Here is a 23,691-nt window from a genome sequence, read left to right as displayed (position 1 = left end):
GACGACCGGGCACCGCCCGGGCTACCGTCGAAGCCATGCGTACCGTCATCGCCGGAGGCCACGGACAGATCGCGCTGAAGCTCGAACGGCTGCTCGCCGACCGCGGCGACCGACCGGCCGGGATCATCCGCCGCCCCGAACAGGCCCAGGACCTCGTCGACGCCGGCGCCGAGCCGCTGCTGCTCGACCTGGAGTCCGCCACCGCCCCGCAGCTCGCCGCCCTGCTCGCCGACACCGACGCCGTGGTCTTCGCGGCCGGCGCCGGCCCGGGCAGCGGCGCCGCCCGCAAGATCACCGTCGACCGCGACGCGGCCGTCCTGCTCGCCGACGCCGCCGAACTCGCCGGGGTCCGGCGCTACCTGATGGTCTCCTCGATGGGCGCCGACGCGGCCGCCCACTACCCCGCCGACCAGGTCTTCGAGACCTACCTGCGAGCCAAGGGCGCCGCCGACGACGCCATCCGCGCCCGCACCTCACTCGAATGGACGGTGCTGCGCCCCGGGCAGCTCACCGACGGCCCCGGCGGCGGCCTGGTCCGGCTCGCCCCCTCGGTCGGCCGCGGCACGGTCGACCGGGCCGACGTGGCCGCCGTGCTGGCCGCGCTGCTGCACGAGCCCGGCACCGCCGGGCAGACCCTGGAGCTGATCGCCGGGAACGCCACCATCACGGAGGCCGTCGCCGTCGCGGCCGGGCACGACGGCTGACCACACGCCGGAGGGCCCGGTCCAGCACGGACCGGGCCCTCCGTCGGTCAGGCACTCAGAGGTCGAGGCCGGTCAGGACCATGACCTTCTCGACGGTGTAGTCGCCCATCGCGTACTTGACGCCCTCACGGCCGACACCGGAGTCCTTGACGCCGCCGTACGGCATCTGGTCGGCCCGGTAGGACGGCGCGTCGCCGATGATCACACCGCCGACCTCCAGCTCCCGGTGGGCCCGGAAGGCGGTCTGCAGGTCGTGGGTGAACACGCCCGCCTGGAGGCCGAACGGCGAGTCGTTGACGGCCGCGAAGGCCTCCTCGACGCCCTCCACCCGGTGCAGCGACAGCACCGGGCCGAACACCTCGGCCTTGGCCAGGATCGCGTCGGCCGGCAGCTCCGCCAGCACGGTCGGCGCGTAGGTCGCGCCCTCGCGGGTCCCACCGGCGAGCACCTTGGCGCCCTTGGCGACCGCGTCGTCCACCCAGGACTCCACCCGCTTCGCGGCGTTCTCGTCGACCAGCGGGCCGACGTCCGTCGCGTCGTCGTTCGGGTCACCGGTGACCTGCGCCCCGACCTTGGCCACGACCTTCTCCACCAGCGCGTCGTACACCGACGCGTCGGCGATCACCCGCTGCACCGAGATGCAGGACTGGCCGCCCTGGTAGTTGGCGAACATCGCGATCCGGGTCGCCGCCCAGTCCAGGTCGGCCTCCGAGGACCAGTCGGCGAGCACCACGGCCGCGGCGTTGCCGCCCAGCTCCAGGGTGGTGTGCTTGCGCGGCACCGAGTCCATGATCTGGTAGCCGACCTTGTCCGAACCGGTGAAGGAGATCACCGGCACCCGGGCGTCCTGCACCAGGGCCGGCATCCGGTCGTTCGGCACGGTCAGGATCGACCAGGAACCGACCGGCAGGTCCGTCTCGGCCAGGATCTCGCCCAGCACCATCGCCGACAGCGGGGTCGCCGGCGCCGGCTTGAGGATGATCGGGGCACCGACCGCGATCGCCGGGGCGACCTTGTGGGCGACCAGGTTCAGCGGGAAGTTGAACGGGGCGATCCCCAGCACCACACCGCGCGGGAAGCGGCGCACCACCGCGAAACGGCCCACGCCGCCCGGGTCGGTGTCCAGCCGCATCGTCTCGCCGTTGGTGCGGCGCGCCTCCTCGGCGGCCCAGCGGAAGACCGACACCGCCCGGCCGACCTCACCGCGGGCCCACTTGATCGGCTTGCCGTTCTCGGCGGTGATCAGCTGGGCGAGCTCCTCGGTGCGCTCGGTCAGCCGCTTGGCCACGTGGTCCAGGGCGGCGGCCCGCTGGTGCGCCGGAGTGGCGGCGAACACCGGCAGCGCGGCCACGGCGGCGTCCAGCGCCTCCTCGACCTGCGCCTCGGTCGGAACGCTGACCTTGCCGACCAGACGGCCGTCCCAGCTGTTGTGCACCTCGAAGTCGGCGTCACCGCTCGCCCGGCGGCCGGCAAGCCAGAAATCGTACGTGGTGGTCACGGTGGTACCGGCCCTCTCCTCGTCGTCGTACGGCCCACGGGCGTGGGACCCGAAACCCGAGAGTAGGGGCGACGGCGGGCCGACCGGATTGGCCGCCCAGGAGTGTTCCGCCCCGGGGCCACTCCACCGCGTCCAGCCGGCCGTCCTACTCCTCGCCCGAGCGCAGCGCCAGCCACAGCTCCATCCGCACGTCCGTGTCGTCCAGCGAACGGCCCAGCAGCTCCTCGACCCGCCGCATCCGGTACCGCAGCGTGTGCCGGTGCACCCCCAGGTCCGCCGCCGCCGCGTCCCACTGCCCGTGCCGGGACAACCACGCCCGCAACGAGGCCACCAGGTCACCGCGGGCCGTCCGGTCGTGCTCACGCAACGGCCGCAGCAGCCCCTCCGCGAACGCCGTCACCGCCTCCTCCCCGAGCAGCGGCAGCAGCGAACCCGCGCCGACCTCCTCGTGGTCCACCGAACGGCGGCCACCCCGCAGCGCCACCGCCAGCGCCCGCTCCGCCTGGGCGTACGCCGTACCGGCCTCCTCCAGCGCGGCCGGCGCCGAAACACCCAGCGACAGTCCCTCGTGCTCCTCCACCACGCCCAGACAGGCCCGGTGCACCGCGCCGTTGTCCAGCGCCAACACCATCAGCCGCGGCCCGTGCGCCCCCTCCTCCCGCGCCACCAGCAGCTTCTCGCCCACCCGGGCACCCGCCTGCTCGGCCCGGTCCCCCAGCTCCACCAGCGCCTCCGCGGCGTCCGCGTTCGGCCCCGCCCCGGCCACCAGAACCCGTATCGTCCCCTCCGGCATCCCGCCGAACAGCCCCAGCGCCACCTGCCGGGCCGTCGCCACCTCACCCGCCAGCACCATCCGCAGCAGCGCCGCGCCCATCCGCTCCTCGGCCTGCCGCAGCTCGCGCGACCGCTCCAGGGTGAGCGTCAGCAACGCCACCGCCGCGTTCAGCACGTACCGCTCGGTCGGCGTGATCCGGTCCTCGGTCCCGACCGCCAGGAAACCCCGGGCCCGCCGGTCCGCCCCCAGCGACTGGACCACCACGTAGTCCTCGTCCGCCGTGTCTATCCCCGGCGACCGCCCCTGCAAGGCCGCACTCGACGGCGCCGGCCGCCGCCGCAGCCGGTCCACCTCCGCCGCCAGCCGCCCCGCCCGGCGCGCCGCCCAGTCCGGCGCCACCACCGACAGCGCGCCCGACCCGTCGTACAGCGCCGCCCAGCCCCCCAGCCGGGCCGCCAGCCGACGCACCACCGCCGTCGTGCCGTCCTTGCCCAGCGCCGCCCGGGTCAGCTCCTCCTGCGCCTCGAAACTGGTCGTCACCGCCTCGTACTGCTCCGCGGCCAGCGCCGCCGACACCACCTTGCTGATCGCGATGAACGGCGTCGGCTCCGGCACCCGCAGCAACGGCAGCCCCCGCTGCTGCGCCGCGTCCACCAGCGGCTGCGGCACCTCGGTGTGCGACAACCCCACCCCCAGACCCAGCCCGACCACCCCCGCATCGGCCAGCCGGTGCACGTACGCCTGCAGCTGCGCCGCCGTACGGCCCAGCTTGATACCGGTGGTGAGCAACAGCTCACCACCCTCCAGGAACGGCGTCGGGTCGTCCAGCTCACTGGTGTGCACCCAGCGGACCGGCCGCTCCAGGTGGTCCGCACCGGCGAGCACCGTCAAGTGGAGCGAACTGTTGCGGACGACGGAGGCGAGTGTGGGGGGCATGGCACCTTCGGGGGGTCGACCTGACCGCGCCGTTGCGGCCGGGCGAGGAGAGGGCAGTGGGACTGGTGAGGGTCACTCCCCTTCATTATGGACGCCCCGGACAACCGGCACTGCCGAATCCACCTCGGAGGCGACTTCCCTCCCGCCCCGCCGGCTCACCCCCGCAGGTCCACCAGCAACGGCGGCACCTGCTCCCCCGACACCGCCGTCAACGACACCACCGCGTGCCCGGCCGGCAACGCGTGCGCCAGATCCGACGGCGACCACCGCAGCCGCTCCACATCCCGCGTCGTCACCGACTCCGTCTGCGCCGTCGTCCCCGACAACGCCTTCCGCCCCAACCGCCCGGCCCGCCGCATCACCCCGCCGGAGGTGTCGGGGGTGTGGGTCACCGCGGTCTCCTGCACCAGGTGCGTCCCCCAGGCCTCCGAGAACAGCCGTCCGTCCCACGGCGCGATCCCGGGGAAGGCCACCCGGCAGCCGACCGCGCCGAACAGCGGTGCCCGCAACGCCTCCGGCAGGTCCACCAGGGTGCGCAGCAGCAGCACCGCACCCGCGTTCGCCCCGCGCATCCGCTGCAGGCCCCGGACGGAACCGGCGTCCAGTGCGGCCGAGGCGTCATCCACCACCAGTCCCGCGAACAGCGAGCGGTCCGCACGCGCCCCGGCCGCCTGCACGAACTGCCCCACCACCAGCCGCGACAGCATCCGGGCCACCTCCGGGTGACTGCGCTCCGGCAGCTTCACCCGCACCCGCAACGGGTGGTCCAGCACCCGCATCGCGAACGGCGGACGGCCCGTCCCGTCCGTCGCGAAGGCCCCCTCGAAGGCGGGCCGCTCCAACAGCCCCAGCCGGTCCGCCAACAGCGACCCCGGATCGTCCGCCCGGCCGCGCTGCCGCTCCCGGTACTCCAGGTCCCGCTCGTACGCGGCCAGCCGGCCCGCCACCCCCAGCGCCTTCACCAACGCCGCCAGCGCGTCCGGGTCACCACCCAGCAGCGCCCGCAGCTCGCGCACCCCCGGGTAGCGGCCGAACGCGGCGTGGAACGGGCCCACCACCTGCTGCAGCGCCGTCCGCGCGTTCTCCGCCCGCGCGGTCAGCTCGTCCGGCAGCAGCGCGTCGGCCAGCCGGGCCGCGGCCTCGTCCGGGTCCCGCGCCGCACCGTAGAGGTCCAGCCCGTACACCGAGGCCGGGTCGCCGGGCGCGATCACCACGTCGTACCAGGCGTCCGGGCCGAGGTCGGCGTCCGAGGCGCCGACCACCACCGCGCACGCGGTACCGGCCAGCGCCTGCAGGCACAGCGCCTCCGCCACCGGCCGGGCCAGCCGCGCCGTCTTCCCCGTCCCGGCCGGGCCCACCGCCAGCAGCGAGGTGCCCAGCACCGCCGGGTCCAGCGCGAAGTCCGCCGCCCGGTGGCTCAACGGGTTCTTCGGCACGTCCTGCGCCACACCGAGGCAGACCTGGCCGAGCAGCAGATCGTGCCGCCGCACCCGCCCGGGCAGCTCACGCACCTCGGACGGATGGGCGAAGGCCGCCGCGCCACGGGCGGCCACCTGCTCGGTGAAGGCGGGCACGAACGCCGGGTCCGCCTGCGCGGACTCCCAGGCCCGCTGGATCCGCACGTAGTCGACGTCGCCGACCGCCTCCGCGTCCAGCCGCGCCGCCGCCTCGACCGCCCCGCCCCGGCGCAGCCCGTCCCACGGGTCCACCCCGCGGGCCGCCTCCGCCACCGGCCCGGCCTCCTCGACGGGGTCCTCCTGAGTCACCGTCCGCGACAGCAGCGGGGCGACGTAGCGGCGCCAGACCTCGGGCCAGCGGCCCATCCGGCCGAAGATCTTGATGACCACGCCGATCACCAGGGCGTTGGCCACCAGCAGAGTGAACATGGCCTCGGACTCGGAGGGCGAGGCGAGCGGTCCGATGCCCGTCTGTCCGCCGAACCAGACGAGCACGTACATCAGGAGCTGCGTGCCGTAGAGGTACGCGAACCACCCCACCACCGCGTTGAGCGCCGCCCGCAGCAGCAGCGGCCAGGTCGGGACCCGGGCCGCCTCCGCACGTTCCGGGTCGATGCGGCGGTAGCCGAGCCGGTAGACGCCAGGTTCGGCCTCGGGGCGCGGGGCGGTGGCCCAGGCGGCGAGGTCGAAGGCCCCGCCGGGTGCTGTGGCGGGCCGTTGGTGGGGCAGGGGGGTCGGGGGGGTCGGGGGTCTGGTGGTGGTGTGTTCGACGTGGTGGTGTGACCCGTCCTGTGCCATGTACGGCCCCGCTCCCTCGCCCGCCCGGCCCGACCGCCGTCGGTGCCGCCATACCCATGCCGCCGTACCGGCGACACGCCCGCGCTCAGGGTAGTGGAGCGGGGTCTGCGGGTAGTCGTGGCGCCCGTGCTGGCCGTGCCGGACAAGTCGGACGGCGCAGTGCTACCGAGTGGCGCATGCCCGGTCGGGGAGGGCGGCCGTAGCCTGCGAAGCACCGAGCCGAGAAGTCTGGAGATACCCCATGAGCGCCGTAACGCCGCTCCCGCAGGAGCGCCGTCTGGTCACCGCGATCCCGGGTCCGAAGTCGCAGGAGCTGCAGGCCCGCAAGCTGGGTGCGGTGGCGGCCGGCGTCGGCACCACCCTGCCGGTGTACATCACCCGTGCCAACGGCGGCGTCCTGGAGGACGTGGACGGCAACTCGCTGATCGACTTCGGTTCCGGCATCGCCGTGACCAACGTCGGCAACAGCGCCGAGGCCGTGGTGGCCAAGGCCAGCGAGCAGCTGGCCGCCTTCACCCACACCTGCTTCATGGTGACCCCGTACGAGGGTTACGTGGCCGTCGCCGAGCAGCTGAACGAGCTGACCCCGGGTGACCACGAGAAGCGCACGGCGCTGTTCAACTCGGGCGCCGAGGCGGTCGAGAACGCGGTGAAGATCGCCCGTGCCTACACCAAGCGCACCGCCGTCGTGGTGTTCGACCACGGCTACCACGGCCGCACCAACCTGACCATGGGCCTGACGGCGAAGAACATGCCGTACAAGCAGGGCTTCGGTCCGTTCGCCCCGGAGATCCACCGGGTGCCGGTCGCCTACCCGTACCGCTGGCTGACCGGCGCGGAGAACTGCGCCGCCGAGGCCGCCGCGCAGGCGATCGACATGATCAACAAGCAGATCGGCGCGGAGAACGTCGCCGCGATCATCATCGAGCCGATCCAGGGCGAGGGCGGCTTCATCGAGCCGGCCAAGGGCTTCCTGCCGGCCATCGTGGAGTACGCGAAGGCGAACGGGATCGTGTTCGTCGCCGACGAGATCCAGACCGGTTTCTGCCGGACCGGCCAGTGGTTCGCGTGTGAGGACGAGGGCATCGTCCCGGACCTGATCACCACCGCCAAGGGCATCGCCGGCGGCCTGCCGCTGGCCGCGGTGACCGGTCGCGCCGAGATCATGGACGCCGCGCACGCGGGCGGCCTGGGCGGCACCTACGGCGGCAACCCGGTGGCGTGCGCCGCCGCGCTGGGCGCCATCGAGACCATGAAGGAGCAGGACCTCGTCGGCAAGGCGCAGCGGATCGGCGAGATCATGCTGGGCCGGCTGCGCTCGATGCAGGAGAAGTTCGACATCATCGGTGAGGTCCGCGGCCGCGGCGCGATGGTCGCCGTCGAGCTGGTGAAGGCGGGTGGCAAGGAGGCGAACGCGGAGGCCACCGCGGCGATCGCCAAGGCGTGCCACGCCGAGGGCCTGGTCGTGCTGACCGCCGGCACCTACGGCAACGTGCTGCGCTTCCTGCCGCCGCTGGTCATGCCGGAGCACCTGCTGACCGAGGGCCTGGACATCCTGGAGGCCGCGTTCGCCGCCGTCTGAGCGGTGTCGTCCACCAGGTCGTGAAACCCCCTCCGGAGGGATGTCCGGACAGCGCTGAACGGCCCGTGGGGACCTCTGGTCCTCGCGGGCCGTTCGGTTTCGCCGGGGCCCTCCGGGGCCCGTTCGCACGGCCGTCCGGGGCGTCCGGAGGCGGTCCCGGGCGGGGTGAAGATGATGTGCGGAATCGCTGAAGGCGCTCGGCGCGGAAGGGTGGTTGACGTAGTGTCATCACAGATGGACAGCGAGCCCCAGCCATTGGCGGAGCCGTCCGCGGAGCCTCCCCGAGGGGTGGGTCCGCGCGGGCGTCGCGAGGACAACCAGGCCGTCCCGCAAGGGCTGGCACACACCGAAGGCCGATCGACCGACCGTCCGACCCACACCCCCCGGGGCGCACGGAACGGCGATCATCAGAGCCGCCCCGGAGCTCTCCCCCCTGCTCCGGGGCGGCTGTCCGCTGTCCCGGGCCGGGTGGCCCGGTCGGTGGTGGTGCCGGTGGTGGCGGCGGTGCTGCTGCTGGTGGTGTCCTGGCAGGTGGCGGTGGACGGGCCGCTGCTCGGCTTGGACCGTTCGGTCCGCGCGGCCGTCCGGTCCTTCCACCACGAGCATCCGAGCGCCCTGCTCGACCAGCTGGGCCGGCTGTTGTCGGACCTGGGCGGCGGGGTGCCGGCCGTGCCGGTGCTGCTGGCGGCCGGGGGCCTGGCCGCCTGGTGGTGGCGCCGGGCGGGGGCGGCGCGCTGGTGGCTGCCGTTGCCGGTGGCCGCGGCGACCGCGGTGCTGATCCCGCTGCTGGTGGTCCCGGCGAAGGCGGCGTTCGCCCGGCCGGGCCCGCTCGGGGACCCGCTGGCACCGGGGCAGTGGGGTTGGTACCCGTCCGGGCACACCGCGACGGCGACGTTCTCCTACGGTGTGGCGGCGCTGCTGCTGACGCGGGCGGCGGGGCGGTGGACGGCCCGGGGGCTGGCCGCGGGCGCGGTGGTGCTGGCGCTCGGGGTGGGCGCGGGGCTGGTGTGGAGCGACTACCACTGGGTGCTGGACGTGGTGGCCAGCTGGTGCCTGGCCGCCCTGGTGCTGTGGGCGCTCGACCGGTGGCTGCCCCGGCCGGGCGCCTGAGGGCTTCAGGCCTCGGTGGCGGTTTCCCCGTTGGTGCCCTCCCCGGTGGCGTCCCCCTCGGGGGCGTCCTCCTCGTTGCGGTGGACGAGGCCGGCCTCGCCGTTGTCGCGGTGCCACGCGACGACGAGTTCGTCGCGGGCGCCGAAGCGGACGAGGTGGCGGCCGACGACGTCCTCCAGGGTGGGCAGGTCCTCGCGCTCGCCCTCGACGGTGAGCAGCAGCGCGTCCGGCTGGGCCTCCAGGGTGGCGGTGCCGGCGCGGAAGACCAGGGTGCCGCGGCCGGTCTCCGGGGAGAAGGAGGTCTCGATCCGTCGGCTCATGTGGGCGGCGAGCTGCTTGGCGTAGCGGGCGGGGCGGTCGGTGGCGACGCGGGCGGTGGAAACGGGCATGGGTGCTCCAAGGACGCGGAGGGGACTTAGGGTGCCCTCACCTGGGAGCACCGTAACGTAGATGCTGAGCTAAGCTCAACATATTTCTCCGAGCACTTCCCACGGTCGGCCGCCCGCCCGGAACGGCCGATACGCTTGGGCCGACGCCAGCCGAGGAGACCTCCGATGACCACCACGCCGACCGACGATCCGGCTGACTCCTCCCCCGGTCCCCGGCCCGACGCCCCCGGCACCGCCGCCGAACTCGCGGACGCGATGACCAGGGCGATCAAGCGGATCCGCCGGCAGACCGGCTGGCGGCTGGAGCCGTACGGCATCACCCCCGGCCAGGCCCGGGCCCTGCGCACGCTCGCCCATGTGCCCGGCTGCGAGACGCCGGACCACGCGATGCGGCTGAGCGACCTCGCCGACCAGCTGCACATCGCCCCGCGCTCGGCCACCACGGTGGTCGACGCGCTGGAGGAGGCCGGGCTGGTCGAGCGCCGCCCCGACCCGGCGGACCGGCGGGCCGTACGGATCCTGCTGACCGAGGCCGGGCGCGCGGCGGTGGAGCGGATCGGGCAGGTCCGGGACGAGGTGGCGCAGGAGTACTTCGGCGAGGTCAGCCCCGGGGACGAGGAGGTGCTGCTGCGAGTGCTCCGCGCGGCCGAGGCCCGCTTCCTCGCGGCCGGGCCGCCGGCGCGGACGGCGCCCCCGGGCGCAGCGCGGTGATCCCGATCCCGGCGATCACCAGCAGGGCCGCCGCGGCGGCCGCCGGGGTGACCCGCTCGCCGAGCAGCAGCCAGGCCGAGGACATCCCGAACACCGGCACCAGCAGCGAGTAGGGGGCGACGGCGGTGGCGTCGTAGCGGCGCAGCAGGTAGCTCCAGGCGACGAAGCCGAACAGGGTGGAGAGCAGCCCGACGTAGCCGATCACGCCGAGCCCGCCGAGGGTCATCCCGCGCAGCGCGCGCAGGTCCGCGTCCGGGCCCTCGACCAGCAGGGACAGGCCCAGCAGCGGCAGCGGCGGGACGGCGCTGACCCAGACCATCCAGCGCAGCGCGTCCGGCGGTGCGGCCTTGCGGGTGAGCACGTTGGACAGGCCCCAGGCGACGGCCGCCAGCACCACCAGCACGAAGGCCTCGACCGGGCCGCCCAGGCCCTGGTCGGCGGCGCTCAGGGCGATGCCCGCGAAGGCCAGCGCCAGGCCGAGCAGTCGCCGCCGGCCGGGGCGCTCGCGCAGCAGGACGGCGGCGAACACCGCGGTGAAGCCGGCCTGGCCCTGGAGCACCAGGGAGGAGAGGCCGGCCGGCATCCCGGCGTGCATGCCGAGGAAGAGCAGCCCGAACTTGACCACCCCGAGGACCAGGCCGACCGCCAGCACCCAGCGCCAGGCCACCTTGGGCGGGCCGACGAAGAAGACCGCCGGCACGGCGACCACAGCGAACCGCAGGGCGCAGAAGAGCAGTGGCGGGAAGCTGTCCAGGCCGACGTGGATGAGGACGAAGTTGAGGCCCCAGACGGCGGCCACCAGGACGGCCAGGGCGATGTGACGGGGGCGCATGGTCGAGCCGGCCGGAGCGGCGGGTGTCGCGGTCATGGGTCGAGCATGGCGGCGCGGGAACGTGTAGCACCAGCGATGATTACTGAAGCGGACACTTTAGTATCACTGCATGATGGATCTCGGGCGCCTGCGGGCGCTGCACGCGGTGGCGGTGCACGGCTCGGTCGGCGGGGCGGCGATCGCGCTCGGGTTCACGCCTTCGGCGGTCTCCCAGCAGATCGCCAAGCTGGAGCGGGAGACCCGCACGGTGCTGCTGGAGCGCCAGGGCCGGGGTGTGGTGCTGACCGACGCGGCGCGGGAGCTGGCCGCCACCGCGCGGACCGTCCTGGGGCTGGTGGAGCAGGCCGAGGTGCGGCTGGAGGAACAGCGCGGCCGGGCGGTCGGGCGGCTGCTGGTGGCCTCCTTCGCGACCGGGGCGCGCGGGCTGATGCCCGGGGTACTGGCCGAACTGCGGCAGCGCTGCCCGGAGCTGGACGTACGGCTGCTGGAGAGCGACCCGTACCCGGCGGCGGAGCTGGTCGCGCGCGGTGCAGTGGACCTGGCGCTGGTCCAGGACTGGCCGACCGTACCGCTGCCGGTACAGGAGGGGGTCTCCCGGCTGGACCTCGGGACGGACCCGGTGGACCTGGTGCTGCCCGCCGGGGACGAGCTGGCGGCGCTGGACGCGGTGCCGGTGGAGCGGCTGTGCGGACAGCGCTGGATCAGCGTCCCGCCGGGCAACATCTGCCACGACTGGCTGGTCCGCACCCTGCGCGAGGCCGGTGAGGAGCCGGACGTGCTCTACCAGGTCGGCGACTTCGAGACCCAGATCGCCCTGGTCGCGGCCGGACTGGGGATGGCCGTGGTGCCCCGGCTCGGCCGGGGCCCGCTGCCGGCCGGGGTGGCGGCCCGCCCGGTCGCCTCGCAGCCGAGCCGGCGGGTGTTCGCACTCTGGCGCTCCCAGGCCTCCCGGCGGCCGGCGATCACCGAGGCACTGGCGGCGATGCGGGGCTGCTGGAGCTCCCTGCCGGTCTAGGCCCTGGTCGGCCGATCTGCCGGACAGGGCCTAGTTGGCCAGGCCGATGACCAGCCACATGAAGCCGACCCCGGCGAGGGTGCACAGCAGGGTGCTGCGCGAAGGGTGCGGGCTGTGCGCCTCGGGGAGGATGTCCGAGGTCGCCAGGTAGAGCAGGAACCCGGAGAAGAAGCCCAGGTAGAGGCCGAGCAGGTGCTCCGGGATGGTGAAGGCCAGGGTGATCGCGGCGCCGGAGATCGGGGCCAGCGCGTCGGCCGCGAGCAGGGTCAGCGCCCGGCGCCGGTTGTTCCCGTACAGCCGGGTGATCGTGTACGTGTTGAAGCCGTCGGCGAAGTCGTGTGCGACCACCGCGATGGCCACCACGGTGCCGACGGTGCTGCCGGCCTGGAAGGCGGCGCCGATCGCGAAGCCGTCCATCACGCTGTGCCCGACCAGGGCCAGCGCGGCGGTCAGGCCGACGCCCTGGCGTCCGGAGCCGTGGGCGTGGCCGTGCTGGTGGCCGTGGGTGTGCTCGGCGTACTCGCCCTCGTGGCCGCGGTGGATGGCGACGGCGCGCTCGATCACGTGGATGGCGAGGAAGCCGCCCGCGAACATCAGCAGCGCCTGGGGCACGCCGTGCACCTCGCCGGGCGCCTGGTGGATGGCCTCGGGCAGCAGGTCGAAGGCGACCACTCCGAGCATCAGTCCGGCGGCGAAGCCGAGTACCAGGTGGCGGCGGTCGCCGGTGCGCTGGGCGACGAAGCCGCCGATCAGCGTCATCAGGAACGCCCCGGCGGCGACCAGGACGGCAGTCATCGGGCCGCCTCCGCCGTCGGGCCGGCCGGTCCGGTCGGGTCTGCCGGTCCGGCCGGACGGCCGGGGCCGCCGTGTGGTCTGCCGAGCGCTCTGCCCATTCCTCTCCCCCTGGGGTCCGCCCGTGGCCGGGCCGACCGCCGACCGTACCGGACGCCCGTTCGATGCTGATCGCCCGGGGGTGCCGCTGACCGGACCGTTCCTCGGCCGCCGTCCCGCCGACCCGGTCCCCTCAGCCTTGGTCCGGGTACGGAGGGACGCCCGCCGGGTGGGCCGTCGGGGTGAACTCCGTGGTCGGAGTGGATGGGAGTCGATCGGAGTCGATCGGAGTCGATCGGCGTGGATCGGAGCAGGCCTCAGCGGGTCGGGGCCGGTCAGCGGCCGGCGGCGAGCGGCAGGCCGAGGTGGGTGCGGGCGAGTTCGCGGACGCCGTCGCCGTCGATCAGGTGGATGTGCCGGTGGCTCTCCTCGGCGGTGAGGTCCAGCGCCTCCTCGGCGAAGCAGCCGGTGGTCAGCCGCAGGCCGCGCTCGGCGGACTCCTCGCGGACCGCCTCGGCCAGGGTCTCGATCTGCTCCACGGTGACCTCCGCAGTGTCCCGGGAGGCCCAGACCACCCAGCGGCCCGGCAGCGCGCTACCCGGTCCGCCCTCCCCGGTGGCGACCAGCCCGGCCGGACCGCGCAGCCGTACGCTCCACTCGGCGAGCCCGCCCCGGGTGAGCAGGTCGCGCACCAGCTGGGCGAACTCGTTGGCGGACAGGTCGGGCGCGGCCGGGACGGTGGCGCCCGACCGGGCGAACGGCTGGACGGCGGCCCGGGCGTACGGGTCCGGGGTGACGGCGGCACCGAGCTGGCGCAGGCGGACCAGGGCCTCGTCCCGCTCGGCGTCGGCGTAGACGCCCTCGTCGTCGCGTTCCTCGTACGGGGTCTCCGGCGGCAGCAGTCGGGTGCGGGCCAGCGCGTCGCGGTCGGCGTCCACGCTGAGCAGGCAGAGCGGCTCAGCCGCCCCGGGATCGCGCAGCCAGCCGTTGAGGACGACACCGGCAAGTATCTCGTCGGTGTCCACGGCGTCGGCGGCCTGCAGGGAGCGCAGGGCGAGCCGGGCGACCAGCCGCAGGTAGTCGGTGGCCCGGTCCGCGGGCGGGCGCGGCACCGGGTGGATGTCGCCCTCGGGGGCCAGCCGGTAGCCGGTGAGCGAGGGCACCAGGTCGAGCGGGGGCAGGTCGAGGTCCAGCACGGCGGTGCGGGTGAGCGGGCGGAAGATCGCCCGGCAGGGGGCCGGCAGGTCCTGGGTCGCCGTCTCGGCGGCGGCCAGCGCCCGTTCCAGCAGCGACTCCACGGCGGCCGGCTCGGCCAGCTGGTAGGCGCGCCGGCACTCCTCCAGGCTCTCGTTGTACTCGCGCACGGCGCGGGCCCGGGCCTCCTCGGCCGCCTCGTGGGCGCGCCGGGACTCCCCGGCGGCCGGGCTGCCGGCCTCGGCCCGGCGGGTGCGCCACTCGCGCAGGGCGCGCTGGTGGGTGAGCCGGGCCTGGGCGAGTTCGCGCTGGTAGCCGGAGTCCAGCAGGCGGCGGGACGGGCCGCTCTCCGGGTCGGCGGCGGCCGGCCCGGCGGGGGCGAAGTCCTCCCAGCGGGGCTCGGTCCCCTCGGCGCCGTCCGGGCCGTCGGCCGGGTAGGGGCGGGGCTCGTAGTGGCGCAGCTGGCTCTCGAAGTCCATCGCCGAGACGGGCAGGGCGGCCCGCCGCAGCAGGTCGGCCAGCCGGTCGTGTTCGGCCTGGACGGTGAGCGTTCGGTGGTGGGTGAGGGCGGCGGCTCGGGCGTGGGCCGCGACGGCCTCGTCGGGGTCGGCGAAGCCGGGGCCCGGGCCGGCGCTGCCCGGGTCGGCACTGCCCGGGGCCGACGGGCCGACGGGCGCGGCGGGGCCGGCCCCGGTCGTCTCCGGGCCGGTGCCGTCGGGCGCGCCCCCGCCCGAGGCGCCGTCCGGCTCCGGGCCCTGGTCGGCGCCGAGGTCGCGGAAGACCGAGGCGAGGAAGCCCGGCCGGGGGAACTGGACGGTGGCGGTGCCGTCGGACTGGCCGTCTGCTGAGTACTGCATCGGTCGTCGTTCCCCCATGCTCGTCCGGCACCTGCCCGGGGCGGCAGACCGGACCGCGGCCCCGCCCCTGCCGGACATTGTCCACCGAACGGGCGCAGCGGTCAGCCAAGCCCGTCAGTTGGTCCGGGTGTTGGTGAGGTGCAGACCGATGTAGCCGACGTAGATCCGGCCACTGCCGGAGCAGTCGTCGAGGTAGTGCAGCCGGGGGGCGGTGCGGCCGCCGCCGATCCGCAGGTGCGCGCCCATGAACGCGCGCCGGGAGGCGTCGACGCATTCCGGCACCGGCAGCATCCGTTCGCGCTTCCACTTGGTGTGGCTGAACACCGTCCGGGACTCCCCGCGCACCGCCTTGCGCGGCGGGAAGCGGTGACAGCCGTCCGGGGTGTGCTCGCACCACTGTTTGAAGTCCCCGCCGGCCGCGCCGCGCACGGCCGCCTCCGCGTACTCCTGCAGGGCCGTCAGGCCGTCCCAGGCGAGCCGGGCCCAGCCGGCGCCGGCGCACTGGAGTCCGTCCAGGGCGAGCGCGTTCTTCTGGTCGCCGGTGAAGGTGAGCAGGGGGAACTCGCCGAGCCTGGTGAGGAGTTCGGTGAAGGTCTCGGGTCTGCCGGGGCACCCGGAGGGCGGAGCGGCGGCGAGGCGGCCGGCAGCGGCCGGGGTGCCGCCCGGTCCGCTGCAGTGACGGCCGGTCAGGGCGCTACGGGTGCTGGTGCGGAGGCGGCCCTCGTGGCCGTCCCTGGGCTGGCCGCGGTCCCGGCGGTCGAGGCGGAGGGTGCGCCGGACCCGCTCCAGTTCGTCGGCCCTGGCCTGCTGCTCGGCGCGGTCCTGCTGCTCCTCGCGGGCGAGCGCGGCCAGTTCGGCGGCCGGGTCTGCGGCAGGGTCAGTGGCGGGGCCGGCGGCCGGACCGGCGGTCAGCCGAGCGGGGGCCGGGCCTGCGCTCGCGGTCGCTTCGGCGCGGGTCTCCGTCTCCCCGGCCCGGTCCGCGGCCGGGCGCAGCTGCGGCGGCGGGATGCGCAGCACCGGGACGGCGGCCAGCGGGGCCGGGAGCGGCTGGTCGGCGGCGAGGCGGCGCGGTTCGCGGGCGAGCAGCCCGGCGGCGCGGCGGAGGTCCTGTTCTATTCGGCCCCGGGCGAGCACCGGATGTCGGGCGCCGTCCTGCCGGGAGGCCGGGTCGACCTCGGGCAGGTAGGTGCGCACCGCGCCGCCGTACACGGTGTGGTACTCCAGCGCGACGTTGAACCCGGTGCGGGCGCCCGGATCCAGCACGTAGGCGGTGGCGAGGCCGGGCAGCTGACGGCAGAGCGGGCGGACGACCTCCTCGACCCAGTGGTCGACCGGGAGGTTCACCGGCACGCTGGCGACCACCGTGGGCAGCCGGCGCTCCGGGTCGCACAGCTCGTCGATCAGGTCGTCGACCTCGTCGGCCGTGATCACCCGGGGGGCGGGGTGGACGGCGGCCGGGCCGTCGGCGGCGTCGAGCAGCGGGAGCAGGGTGCGGGCGAGTTCCGGCACCGGCACCCGGCAGGGGGTGCGCACGCCGCTGCCGGTGTTGTGGGTCTCGGCCTCCAGCCGGACCCAGGTGGGGCCGCCGGCGCCGGTGGCGACGGTGAGGGTCAGCTGTCGGGTGCCGTGCGGGGCCGGGGTGCGCAGGCGGCGGCGGTTGTAGCGACCGGCGCCCGGGCCGCCGCGCAGCGGTCCGTGGTCCCGGTCCAGCAGGACGCGCTCGCCCAGGCGCAGGCGCTCGGCGGCGGGGGGCGTCCCCGCGGCGGCGCCGGGGGTGGGCGGGGGTTCCTCGCAGCCCTCCTGCTTCAGCCAGGAGGCGAGCTGCTCGTCGGCCAGGGCGACGGCCTCGGCATGCGGGAGGGCGGTGGTGACGGTCATCCGGTAGGGCGTCGCGAGGGCTCGGGGGCCGGGTAGATCGGCACCGGCGAGCGACGGCGAGTGGTCTGAGGTCATGCGCATACCTCCGTGGTGCGGGGTGGGGTCCGTTGTCCTCCATCGATGGTTTTCGTCCGGTTCCGCCGGATCCTTGCCCAGGAAACGCCACAGCCGGGAGCGGAAGTTCCAACTCCGGGCCACGACACTACGTTCGAGTGAATCTGTTCAAGCCGTCTTCCGCGTGGCGGCGCCGCTCGGCTACGGGGCGCGACCCAGCGGGCGGGGCCGCGCGGGTCCGGTCAGGCCCCGGCGGTCCCGCCGCCGCTGCGGCTCCAGGCGGGTTCCGGGACGGCTACGGCCAGCGGGCGGCCCTCCGGGGCGGCGTAGTGGGCGATCAGCACCACGGGCTCGGTCCCGAGGTTGCGGCCCACGTGGACGTGGACCGGTCCGGCCTCCTCGACCAGCGAGTCCCCGGCCCGGCTGACCTCGACCCGGCCGTCGTGCAGGGTGCGGGTGAGCGTCCCGGCGAGCACCACCACCTCGACCCGGCCCGGGTGGTAGTGCCAGCCGGTGGTGGCCCCTGGGGCCAGGGTGATGGTCCGGACGACGGGCATCGGGGGCGGCTTCCTGCTCGACGGTCGGATCAGGCTAGGCGGGCCCGTCGGAGACCGAAACGGACCGGTCGCGTTCTGGCCGGATGTGTGGCCGAAAACCGCGCCCCGGCGGGGAGCGCGGAGCCCGTGCGGCCCGTGCGGCCCGTGGCTCAGACCGGCACCTCGACGTAGGTCCGGCCGGCCGGCACCGCCACCGCGGTACCGCCGGTCGCCTCGGCCAGCCAGGTGTGGAACCCGGCCACCTCCGGCTCCGGCACGCCCACCTCGATCCGCACCCCCGCCGCCTCGTAGGCGAGGTCGCTCACCGCGTACCCGGCGGCCCGCAGGTCATTCTCCACCCGCCCGGCGCGCACGTGGTCCGCCGACACCGCGAGCAGCGCGACCGGCCGCCGCTCCAGCAGGCCGACCTCGTCGACCGCCGCCGACACCGCGTTCCCGTACGCCCGCACCAGGCCGCCCGCGCCGAGCTTGATCCCGCCGAAGTACCTGGTCACCACCGCGACGGTGTCGGTGAGGCCGCGCCGGCGCAGCACCTCCAGCATCGGCACCCCGGCCGTGCCGCCGGGCTCGCCGTCGTCGCTGGAGCGCTCGCGGCGCTGGTCGTCGCCGACTACGAAGGCGGTGCAGTTGTGCCGGGCGTCCCAGTACTGCTTGCGGATGCCGGCGATGAAGGCCTGCGCCTCGTCCTCGTCGCGGACCCGGGCGAGGTGGCAGATGAAGCGGGACTTCTTGATCTCGGTCTCGTGGCTGCCGGCCCGCCGGATGGTGAGGTACGGCCTGGCGGTCGGTTCCGGCGTGGCGGACATGCGCGGTGGTTCTCCCGGGGACGGCGACGGCTGGCGGCGCGCGCCCGCTGTCGGGTGCGGCACCGCCAGCCTAGTTGGCGCGCGGCCGGGGGTTCAGCGGCCGGCCAGGGCGTCCAGCTGGGCACGGTCCAGGCCGGTCAGGGCGGTGACCTCGGCCGGGTCGACGGCGCCGCAGTCCAGGCCGCGCAGCAGGTAGCCGCTGAGCGCCCGGGCGGTGGCCGGCTCGTCCATCACGTCGCCGCCCGCCTTGGCGACGTAGGCGGCCAGCCGGGCGGCGGCGGCCGCCAGGCCCTCCCGGTAGAAGGAGTACACGGCGACGTAGCGGGTCGGCAGGTGTGCCGGGTGCATGTCCCAGCCCTGGTAGTAGGCGCGCGCCAGCGAGCGGCGGACCAGGCCGTGGTGGAGCTTCCAGGCGGCGTGCACCTGCCCGGTGGAGCCGGTGGGGATCACATTGGTCGAGCCGTCGGAGAGCCGGACCCCGGTGCCGGCGGCGGCCACCTGCATGACCGCCTTGGCGTGGTCGGCGACCGGGTGGTCCATGCTCTGGTAGGCCGCGCTGACGCCGCAGGAGGCGCTGTAGTCGAAGGTGCCGTAGTGCAGGCCGGTGGCGCGGCCCTCGGCGGCCTCGATCATCCGGGAGACGGTGGCCCGGCCGTCCGGGCCGAGGATCGCCTGGGTGGTCTCGATCTGGATCTCGAAGCCGATCCGGCCGGCGGGCAGCCCGGCCCGGCGCTCGAAGTCCTCCAGCAGCCGGACCAGTGCGGTGACCTGCTCCGCGTAGGTGACCTTGGGCAGGGTGAGGACCAGGCCCGCCGGCAGGCCGCCGTTCGCCAGGAGGGTGGCGAGGAACAGCTCCAGGGTGCGGATGCCGCGGGCGCGGACAGGCGCCTCCATGCACTTGATCCGGATGCCGACGTACGGCGGTGCGGCGCCCTCGGACACGGCGGCGGCGACCAGTTCGGCGGCCCGGACGGCCGCGGCGTCCTCCTCGGCGTCCGGGCGGGGGCCGTAGCCGTCCTCGAAGTCGATCCGCAGGTCCTCGACCGGCTCGTGCTCCAGCTTGGCGCGCACCCGGGCGTGCACGTCGGCGAGCAGTTCGTCGTCGGCCACACCGAGGGCGCGGGCCAGCTCGGCGGGGGTGCCGGCGTGGGTGTCGAAGGCCTCCAGGGCCTGGCAGCCCCACTCCCGTACGGTGTCGGCGCGGTAGGCGTCGGCCGGGACGTAGACGGTGTGCACCGGCTGCCGGGTACCGGAGTCGCCGGGGTAGCGGCGCGCCAGGTCGGCGTCCACCGGGGCGAGCAGCGCCTCCACGGCGGTGCGGGCGGCGGCGGAGAAGGAGGCCCCGCCCGTCGGCCCGGTTCCGTCGACCTCGACCTGCGACATCCGCGCTCCTCCATGCCGAACCAGCACTTCAACAAATTGTTGAGGCGACGGTAGCTCCGGCGGGGTCGGGCGTCAATGGCCGACCGAGCGGTGGACGCGGCGTGGCGGCGCGGGCTCAGTCCCTCCCGGCGGCCAGGTAGCGGTCGCGCAGCAGCGGGTAGAGCTCGGCGACCTCCTTGGGGTGGACCGAGCCGTCCTGGCCCTTGCCGGTGACGCCGTACTCGGTGGTCAGCCAGGCCGCGAGGCGCGGGGGGTCGGGCTGGTGGCCGTGGCTGTCCATGTAGGAGACCAGCGCGTCGTAGGCGATGTCCTGGTCGAGCGGCACGGGAGTCGGGTGGGGTCCGGGCTGGGTGGCTTGGGCGGGCTCCTCGGCCGGAGCGGGCTGCTCGGCCTGGGCGTGGTGCTCGCTCTGGGCAGCCGGCTGACGGTGCTGCGGCTCGACGGTCGGCTCGGCGTGCGGCGGCTGGGCGGTCGGGTGCTGGGCCTGCGGCCGGGCTCCGGCGGGGGCGGCGGCCGGGACGGGGGCAGCGGAAACGGGGGCCGGAACGGGGGCCGGAACGGGGGCGGCGGAAACGGGAGCGGGCGCCTCGTCGACCGGGCGCGGGGGCTTGAACCACGGCGAGGCCTGACCGGGCACCCGCCCGCCCGGAGCGGGGTCGACCGAGTGGCCGGTGGTGCGGACCGGGCGCTCCGTCCAGACGTTCAGCTCCTCGCCGCGCGGCTGCGGGGCGGCGACCACCTCCGCCTCCGGCTCCTGGGCGGCGCGCAGCCGGACGGCGTGCAGCTTCGCCAGCATCGGCGCCGCGACCTCGGGCGACAGCGGCGCGGGGGCGGGGGCCTCGGGCTGGACCTCGGGCTGGACCTCGGGCTGGGCCTCGGGCTGGAGCTGGGGCTGGTCGGGGTGTTCGGCCTGGGCCGGCTCGGGCTGGGGCTGCTGGACCGGCGGCTGGTGAACCTGCGGCTGCTGCGGCCGGGCTACGGCGGGGGCGGCGGCCGGGTGGCCGGCCTCGGGACCCGCCGGGGCGATGGCCGCGGCGGCACGGACCGGCTGGGGCTGGGACTGGGGCTGAGACTGGGTCCCGAGCTCCTGGGCCGGCTGCTCCGCCCGGGTCTCCTTGGCCTCGCGCTCGCGAGCCTCCTCGTCCAACCGGTCCAGCAGCGACGGGTCCAGCGGGACGCCGAACTTGGCCAGCTTGAGCGGCAGCAGCGCCTGGATCGGGGCCGAGCGGCGCCAGCCGCGGCCGTAGCGGAAGCGCAGCTGCGCCCGGTAGACCAGCCGGTTCTGCTCCAGCCGGATGACCTCCTCGTAGGAGCGGAGCTCCCAGAGCTTCATCCGCCGCCAGAGCCGGAAGGTCGGCACCGGGGAGAGCAGCCAGCGCATCACCCGGACCGACTCCATGTGACGGTCCGCCGTGATCGCCGCGATCCGGCCGACCGCGTGCCGGGAGGCCTCGACCACCACGACGAACAGCACCGGGATGACGGCGTGCATCCCCATGCCGAGCGGGTCGCCCCAGGAGGCGGCCGCGTTGAAGGCGATGGTGGCGACGGTCAGCAGCCAGGCGGTCTGGCGGAGCATCGGGAAAGGGATCCGCAGCCAGGTCAGCACCAGGTCGAGGGCGAGGAGCACCACGATGCCCGCGTCGACGCCGATCGGGAAGGCGTAGGAGAAGGCACCGAAACCTTTCTCCAGGGCCAGCTCGCGCACCGCGTTGTACGAGCCCGCGAACCCGATGCCCGAGATGATGCAGGCGCCGGCCGCGACCAGGCCGAGCAGGCCGCGATGGGCCTTGGTGAGCGTTGGGCGTGCCATTACGTCTATCAACCCCTGGATGTCGGCGCTGCCGTACGCGCCTCGGCTGCCGGTTCCCGCCGATCGGGCCGCCGGACGGCTGAGCAGCCTCCGGACTCGGCCCACCGGAGTTTACTCGTACGCCTGTTTCAGCGTTTCCGCAGCCTGGAGTGTCACCGTACGGGCCCTCATCCCCCGTGCCGGGGCCGGTCGGACCGTCAGCGGCTCTGCCCCGCCGTGCCGTTGAGATAGGCCAGCACCGCCATCACCCGGCGGTTGGCGTCCTCGTCGGGGGCCAGTCCGAGCTTGCTGAAGATGTTGGCGATGTGCTTGGCCACGGCGCCGTCGCTGACCGCGAGGCGGGCGGCGATCGCCGAGTTGGAACAGCCCTCGGCCATCAGCTCCAGCACCTCGCGCTCGCGCGGGGACAGCCCGAGCAGCGGACCGGGCCGGCGCGAGGTGGTCTGCATCAGCTTGGCGATCACGTCCGGGTCCATCGCCGTCCCGCCGGCCGCCACCCGGCGGACCGCGTCGATGAACTGTCCGGCGTTGAACACCCGGTCCTTCAGCAGGTAGCCGACCCCACCCGTCCCGTCGGCCAGCAACTCCCGCGCGTACAGCTGCTGGACGTGCTGGGAGAGCACCAGCACCGGCAGGCCGCGGATCTCCCGGCGTGCCTGGAGAGCGGCCTGGAGCCCCTCGTCGGTGAGCGTCGGGGGCAACCGGACGTCCACCACCGCCACGTCCGGGCGGTGGGTCAGCAACGCCTCCAGCAGCTCGGGGCCGGTCTCCACCGCGGCCGCGATGGTGAAGCCGTGCGCTTCCAGCAGCCGGATCAGGCCTTCGCGAAGGAGGTAGAGGTCCTCGGCGAGGACAACTCGCACGGCAACTCCAGGGTGATGGTGGTGGGACCGCCCGACGTGCTGTCGATGGCGAGGACACCGTCGAAGGTACCCAATCGGCGTTCGATCCCGCGCAGGCCCGTGCCCCGCGAAGGGTCTGCCACGCCCACTCCGTCGTCCGTCACCGTCACCCGGAGGGTCCCGGCCCGGTACAGGATGTCCACCCACACCTGGTCGGCTTCCGAGTGCTTGGCCGCGTTGGCCAGCAGCTCACTGATGCTGAAGTAGACCGCCGCCTCGACCGGGGCCGGCAGGCGGTCCGGCAGGCTCACGAACACCTCGGTCGGCAGCGCGCCGTCCAGCGCCAACGCCCGGACCGCGTCGCCGAGTCCGCGTTCGGCGAGCACCGGCGGGTGGATGCCGCGGACCAGGTCGCGCAGTTCCTGCAGCGCCCGGGCCGAGGACTGCCGCGCCTCGGCGAGCAGCTCCCGCGCGGCCGCCTGGTCGGTCTCCATCAGGTGCTCGATGGTGCCCAGCGTCATCCCGATCGCGACCAACCGCGCCTGGGCTCCGTCGTGCAGGTCACGCTCGATCCGCCGCAGCTCGGCCGCCTGGCTGCCCGCCGCGTCCGCCCGGGTCTCGGTCAGCACGGCCACCCGCTTGGTCAGCTGGGCGTGCGTCGCCCAACCGTCCTGGTCCAGCACCCGGCGGGCGACCTCCGCGTACCCGCGCACCGCGTACGGGGCGAGGAGTATCCCGGCGAGGACCATGCCGACCCCGACCACCAGGCTCAGCGTGACGCGCGTCATCCGCTCGCTCAACGGGCCGAATCCGACGGTCGGCACCGCACCACCGACGGCGAACGTGGTGCCCAGCACCAGCAACAGACCGACCGCGCCGGCCAGGGCCGTGACGAGGACCGGGTTCACGATCAGCCAGAGGATCTCGGCGCGGGTCGTCCGGTCCCGCAGGCCCCAGTGGACCAGCTGCGCGTACTTCGCGACCGTCCGCGAGCGGTGGTACGAGTAGCCCGTCCACCAATGCCCGCGGTCGTCCAGCTCCAGCTCCGGCAGCGACTGGTAGACCGCCGGCAGCCGGATGTCGTACCAGCGCTCCAGGAACCGGCGCGTACGGTCCGCCGTCCGACGGACGCAGGTGGCCGCCACCGCGGAGCCCACGACCGCGGCGGCCGCGAGGGCCACCAGGGAGGCCGGGAAGTAGTACTCCAGGAACTTGGCCGTCACCACCCCCGCGATGATGGCCGCCGCCACCGGGAGCACGAACCCCGGCACAGCCGCCAGCACCACCTGGGCCAGTCGGCCCAGGCCCTGGCCACCGGCCCGGAAGGCCTCCTGGGTCTGCGCACTCACGGACGTGCCGCTCGTACGGGTCTGTGTGGTCACGCGAGCTCCTGATGCCGGTACCGATCGTCCTCATCAGTGTTCACGAACGACCCGCGCGGGACACTGGCCGTGGCACCCCAATTCCGAGGTAGACCTAGGACCACCTGACGGTGGTCGGAACAACACCCGACCCCCGGGATGATCCGGATGATCTGGAAATGCGAAAAGCCCCTGATCCGTAAGGATCAGGGGCTTTTCTGAAGAATTGTTCGGCGGCGTCCTACTCTCCCACAGGGTCCCCCCTGCAGTACCATCGGCGCTGTGAGGCTTAGCTTCCGGGTTCGGAA

19 protein-coding genes and 1 rRNA gene are annotated in these 23,691 nt (G+C 74.8%); 5 read left to right on the top strand and 15 right to left on the bottom strand.

The annotated features are described in order from the left end of the window. Positions 1-35 precede the first annotated feature (35 nt). The gene (locus ACZ3YL_RS25825; protein ID WP_188303833.1) at positions 36-704 is read left to right on the top strand and encodes an NAD(P)-binding oxidoreductase; all 669 of its coding nucleotides are present in this window, start codon (positions 36-38) and stop codon (positions 702-704) included. A 55-nt stretch (positions 705-759) separates the two neighbouring features. Here the strand turns inward: ACZ3YL_RS25825 and ACZ3YL_RS25820 are convergent, their stop codons facing one another. The 3 genes from ACZ3YL_RS25820 to ACZ3YL_RS25810 form a co-directional block, all read right to left on the bottom strand. After that, positions 760-2,202, bottom strand: coding sequence for an aldehyde dehydrogenase family protein (locus tag ACZ3YL_RS25820; protein ID WP_188303832.1), 1,443 nt, complete (start codon positions 2,200-2,202; stop codon positions 760-762). 145 nt (positions 2,203-2,347) lie between these two features. Continuing rightward, on the bottom strand, positions 2,348-3,913 hold the full coding sequence (locus ACZ3YL_RS25815) for a PucR family transcriptional regulator (protein ID WP_188303831.1): 1,566 nt from the start codon (positions 3,911-3,913) through the stop codon (positions 2,348-2,350). A gap of 155 nt (positions 3,914-4,068) precedes the next feature. Then, positions 4,069-6,168, bottom strand: coding sequence for a type IV secretory system conjugative DNA transfer family protein (locus ACZ3YL_RS25810; RefSeq protein ID WP_465659997.1), 2,100 nt, complete (start codon positions 6,166-6,168; stop codon positions 4,069-4,071). Positions 6,169-6,409: 241 nt separating this feature from the next. Between ACZ3YL_RS25810 and gabT the strand changes: the two genes are divergently transcribed. Further along, complete coding sequence (gene gabT / locus ACZ3YL_RS25805; protein WP_188303829.1) at positions 6,410-7,750, top strand: 4-aminobutyrate--2-oxoglutarate transaminase; 1,341 nt, start codon at positions 6,410-6,412, stop codon at positions 7,748-7,750. 468 nt (positions 7,751-8,218) lie between these two features. Further along, positions 8,219-8,860, top strand: coding sequence for a phosphatase PAP2 family protein (locus ACZ3YL_RS25800; RefSeq protein WP_465659996.1), 642 nt, complete (start codon positions 8,219-8,221; stop codon positions 8,858-8,860). A gap of 5 nt (positions 8,861-8,865) precedes the next feature. On the opposite strand, the gene ACZ3YL_RS25795 is transcribed toward ACZ3YL_RS25800, so the two are convergent. After that, positions 8,866-9,249, bottom strand: a complete 384-nt coding sequence (locus ACZ3YL_RS25795) for a DUF2218 domain-containing protein (protein WP_188303827.1) — start codon at positions 9,247-9,249, stop codon at positions 8,866-8,868. A 165-nt stretch (positions 9,250-9,414) separates the two neighbouring features. Here ACZ3YL_RS25795 and ACZ3YL_RS25790 point away from each other — a divergent pair, with 165 nt between their 5' ends. Continuing rightward, positions 9,415-9,960: a MarR family winged helix-turn-helix transcriptional regulator gene (locus ACZ3YL_RS25790; RefSeq protein WP_223241996.1), complete on the top strand. Its 546-nt coding sequence runs from the start codon at positions 9,415-9,417 to the stop codon at positions 9,958-9,960. Here ACZ3YL_RS25790 and ACZ3YL_RS25785 read toward each other — a convergent pair. After that, positions 9,851-10,792 carry an EamA family transporter gene (locus ACZ3YL_RS25785; protein ID WP_465660069.1) on the bottom strand — a complete coding sequence of 314 codons (942 nt, stop codon included), beginning with the start codon at positions 10,790-10,792 and terminating at the stop codon, positions 9,851-9,853. The two genes, ACZ3YL_RS25790 and ACZ3YL_RS25785, sit on opposite strands and share 110 nt — an antisense overlap. 109 nt (positions 10,793-10,901) lie before the next feature. Here ACZ3YL_RS25785 and ACZ3YL_RS25780 point away from each other — a divergent pair, with 109 nt between their 5' ends. Further along, the gene (locus ACZ3YL_RS25780) at positions 10,902-11,807 is read left to right on the top strand and encodes a LysR family transcriptional regulator (RefSeq protein WP_465659995.1); all 906 of its coding nucleotides are present in this window, start codon (positions 10,902-10,904) and stop codon (positions 11,805-11,807) included. Between the two features lie 30 nt (positions 11,808-11,837). On the opposite strand, the gene ACZ3YL_RS25775 is transcribed toward ACZ3YL_RS25780, so the two are convergent. From ACZ3YL_RS25775 to rrf, 10 genes are all read right to left on the bottom strand, one after another. Continuing rightward, positions 11,838-12,602: a ZIP family metal transporter gene (locus ACZ3YL_RS25775; protein WP_188303825.1), complete on the bottom strand. Its 765-nt coding sequence runs from the start codon at positions 12,600-12,602 to the stop codon at positions 11,838-11,840. A gap of 371 nt (positions 12,603-12,973) precedes the next feature. Then, complete coding sequence (locus ACZ3YL_RS25770; protein WP_465659994.1) at positions 12,974-14,689, bottom strand: restriction endonuclease; 1,716 nt, start codon at positions 14,687-14,689, stop codon at positions 12,974-12,976. 114 nt (positions 14,690-14,803) lie between these two features. Beyond that, positions 14,804-16,642: a hypothetical protein gene (locus tag ACZ3YL_RS25765; protein ID WP_465659993.1), complete on the bottom strand. Its 1,839-nt coding sequence runs from the start codon at positions 16,640-16,642 to the stop codon at positions 14,804-14,806. 221 nt (positions 16,643-16,863) lie between these two features. Continuing rightward, entirely contained in the window at positions 16,864-17,178 is a 315-nt protein-coding gene (locus ACZ3YL_RS25760) for a cupin domain-containing protein (protein ID WP_188306600.1), read from the bottom strand. A gap of 149 nt (positions 17,179-17,327) precedes the next feature. Then, complete coding sequence (locus ACZ3YL_RS25755; protein WP_188306601.1) at positions 17,328-17,984, bottom strand: YigZ family protein; 657 nt, start codon at positions 17,982-17,984, stop codon at positions 17,328-17,330. Positions 17,985-18,077: 93 nt separating this feature from the next. Beyond that, positions 18,078-19,367 carry a DUF6986 family protein gene (locus tag ACZ3YL_RS25750; RefSeq protein ID WP_465659992.1) on the bottom strand — a complete coding sequence of 430 codons (1,290 nt, stop codon included), beginning with the start codon at positions 19,365-19,367 and terminating at the stop codon, positions 18,078-18,080. Positions 19,368-19,482: 115 nt separating this feature from the next. Then, a complete protein-coding gene (locus ACZ3YL_RS25745; protein WP_465659991.1) occupies positions 19,483-21,180 on the bottom strand; it encodes a DUF2637 domain-containing protein in 1,698 nt (565 codons plus the stop codon). 197 nt (positions 21,181-21,377) lie between these two features. Beyond that, entirely contained in the window at positions 21,378-22,043 is a 666-nt protein-coding gene (locus tag ACZ3YL_RS25740) for a response regulator transcription factor (protein ID WP_188306603.1), read from the bottom strand. Beyond that, the gene (locus tag ACZ3YL_RS25735; protein WP_317621214.1) at positions 21,995-23,404 is read right to left on the bottom strand and encodes a sensor histidine kinase; all 1,410 of its coding nucleotides are present in this window, start codon (positions 23,402-23,404) and stop codon (positions 21,995-21,997) included. Before ACZ3YL_RS25735 ends, ACZ3YL_RS25740 begins: the two co-directional genes overlap by 49 nt. A gap of 207 nt (positions 23,405-23,611) precedes the next feature. Next, positions 23,612-23,691 (bottom strand): 5S ribosomal RNA (gene rrf / locus ACZ3YL_RS25730); the annotation flags it as partial.

The sequence above is a fragment of the Kitasatospora sp. NPDC023176 genome, assembly GCF_055560495.1.
Note: the sequence above shows the minus strand (reverse complement) of the source record. Positions and strands in the feature narration are given on the sequence as shown.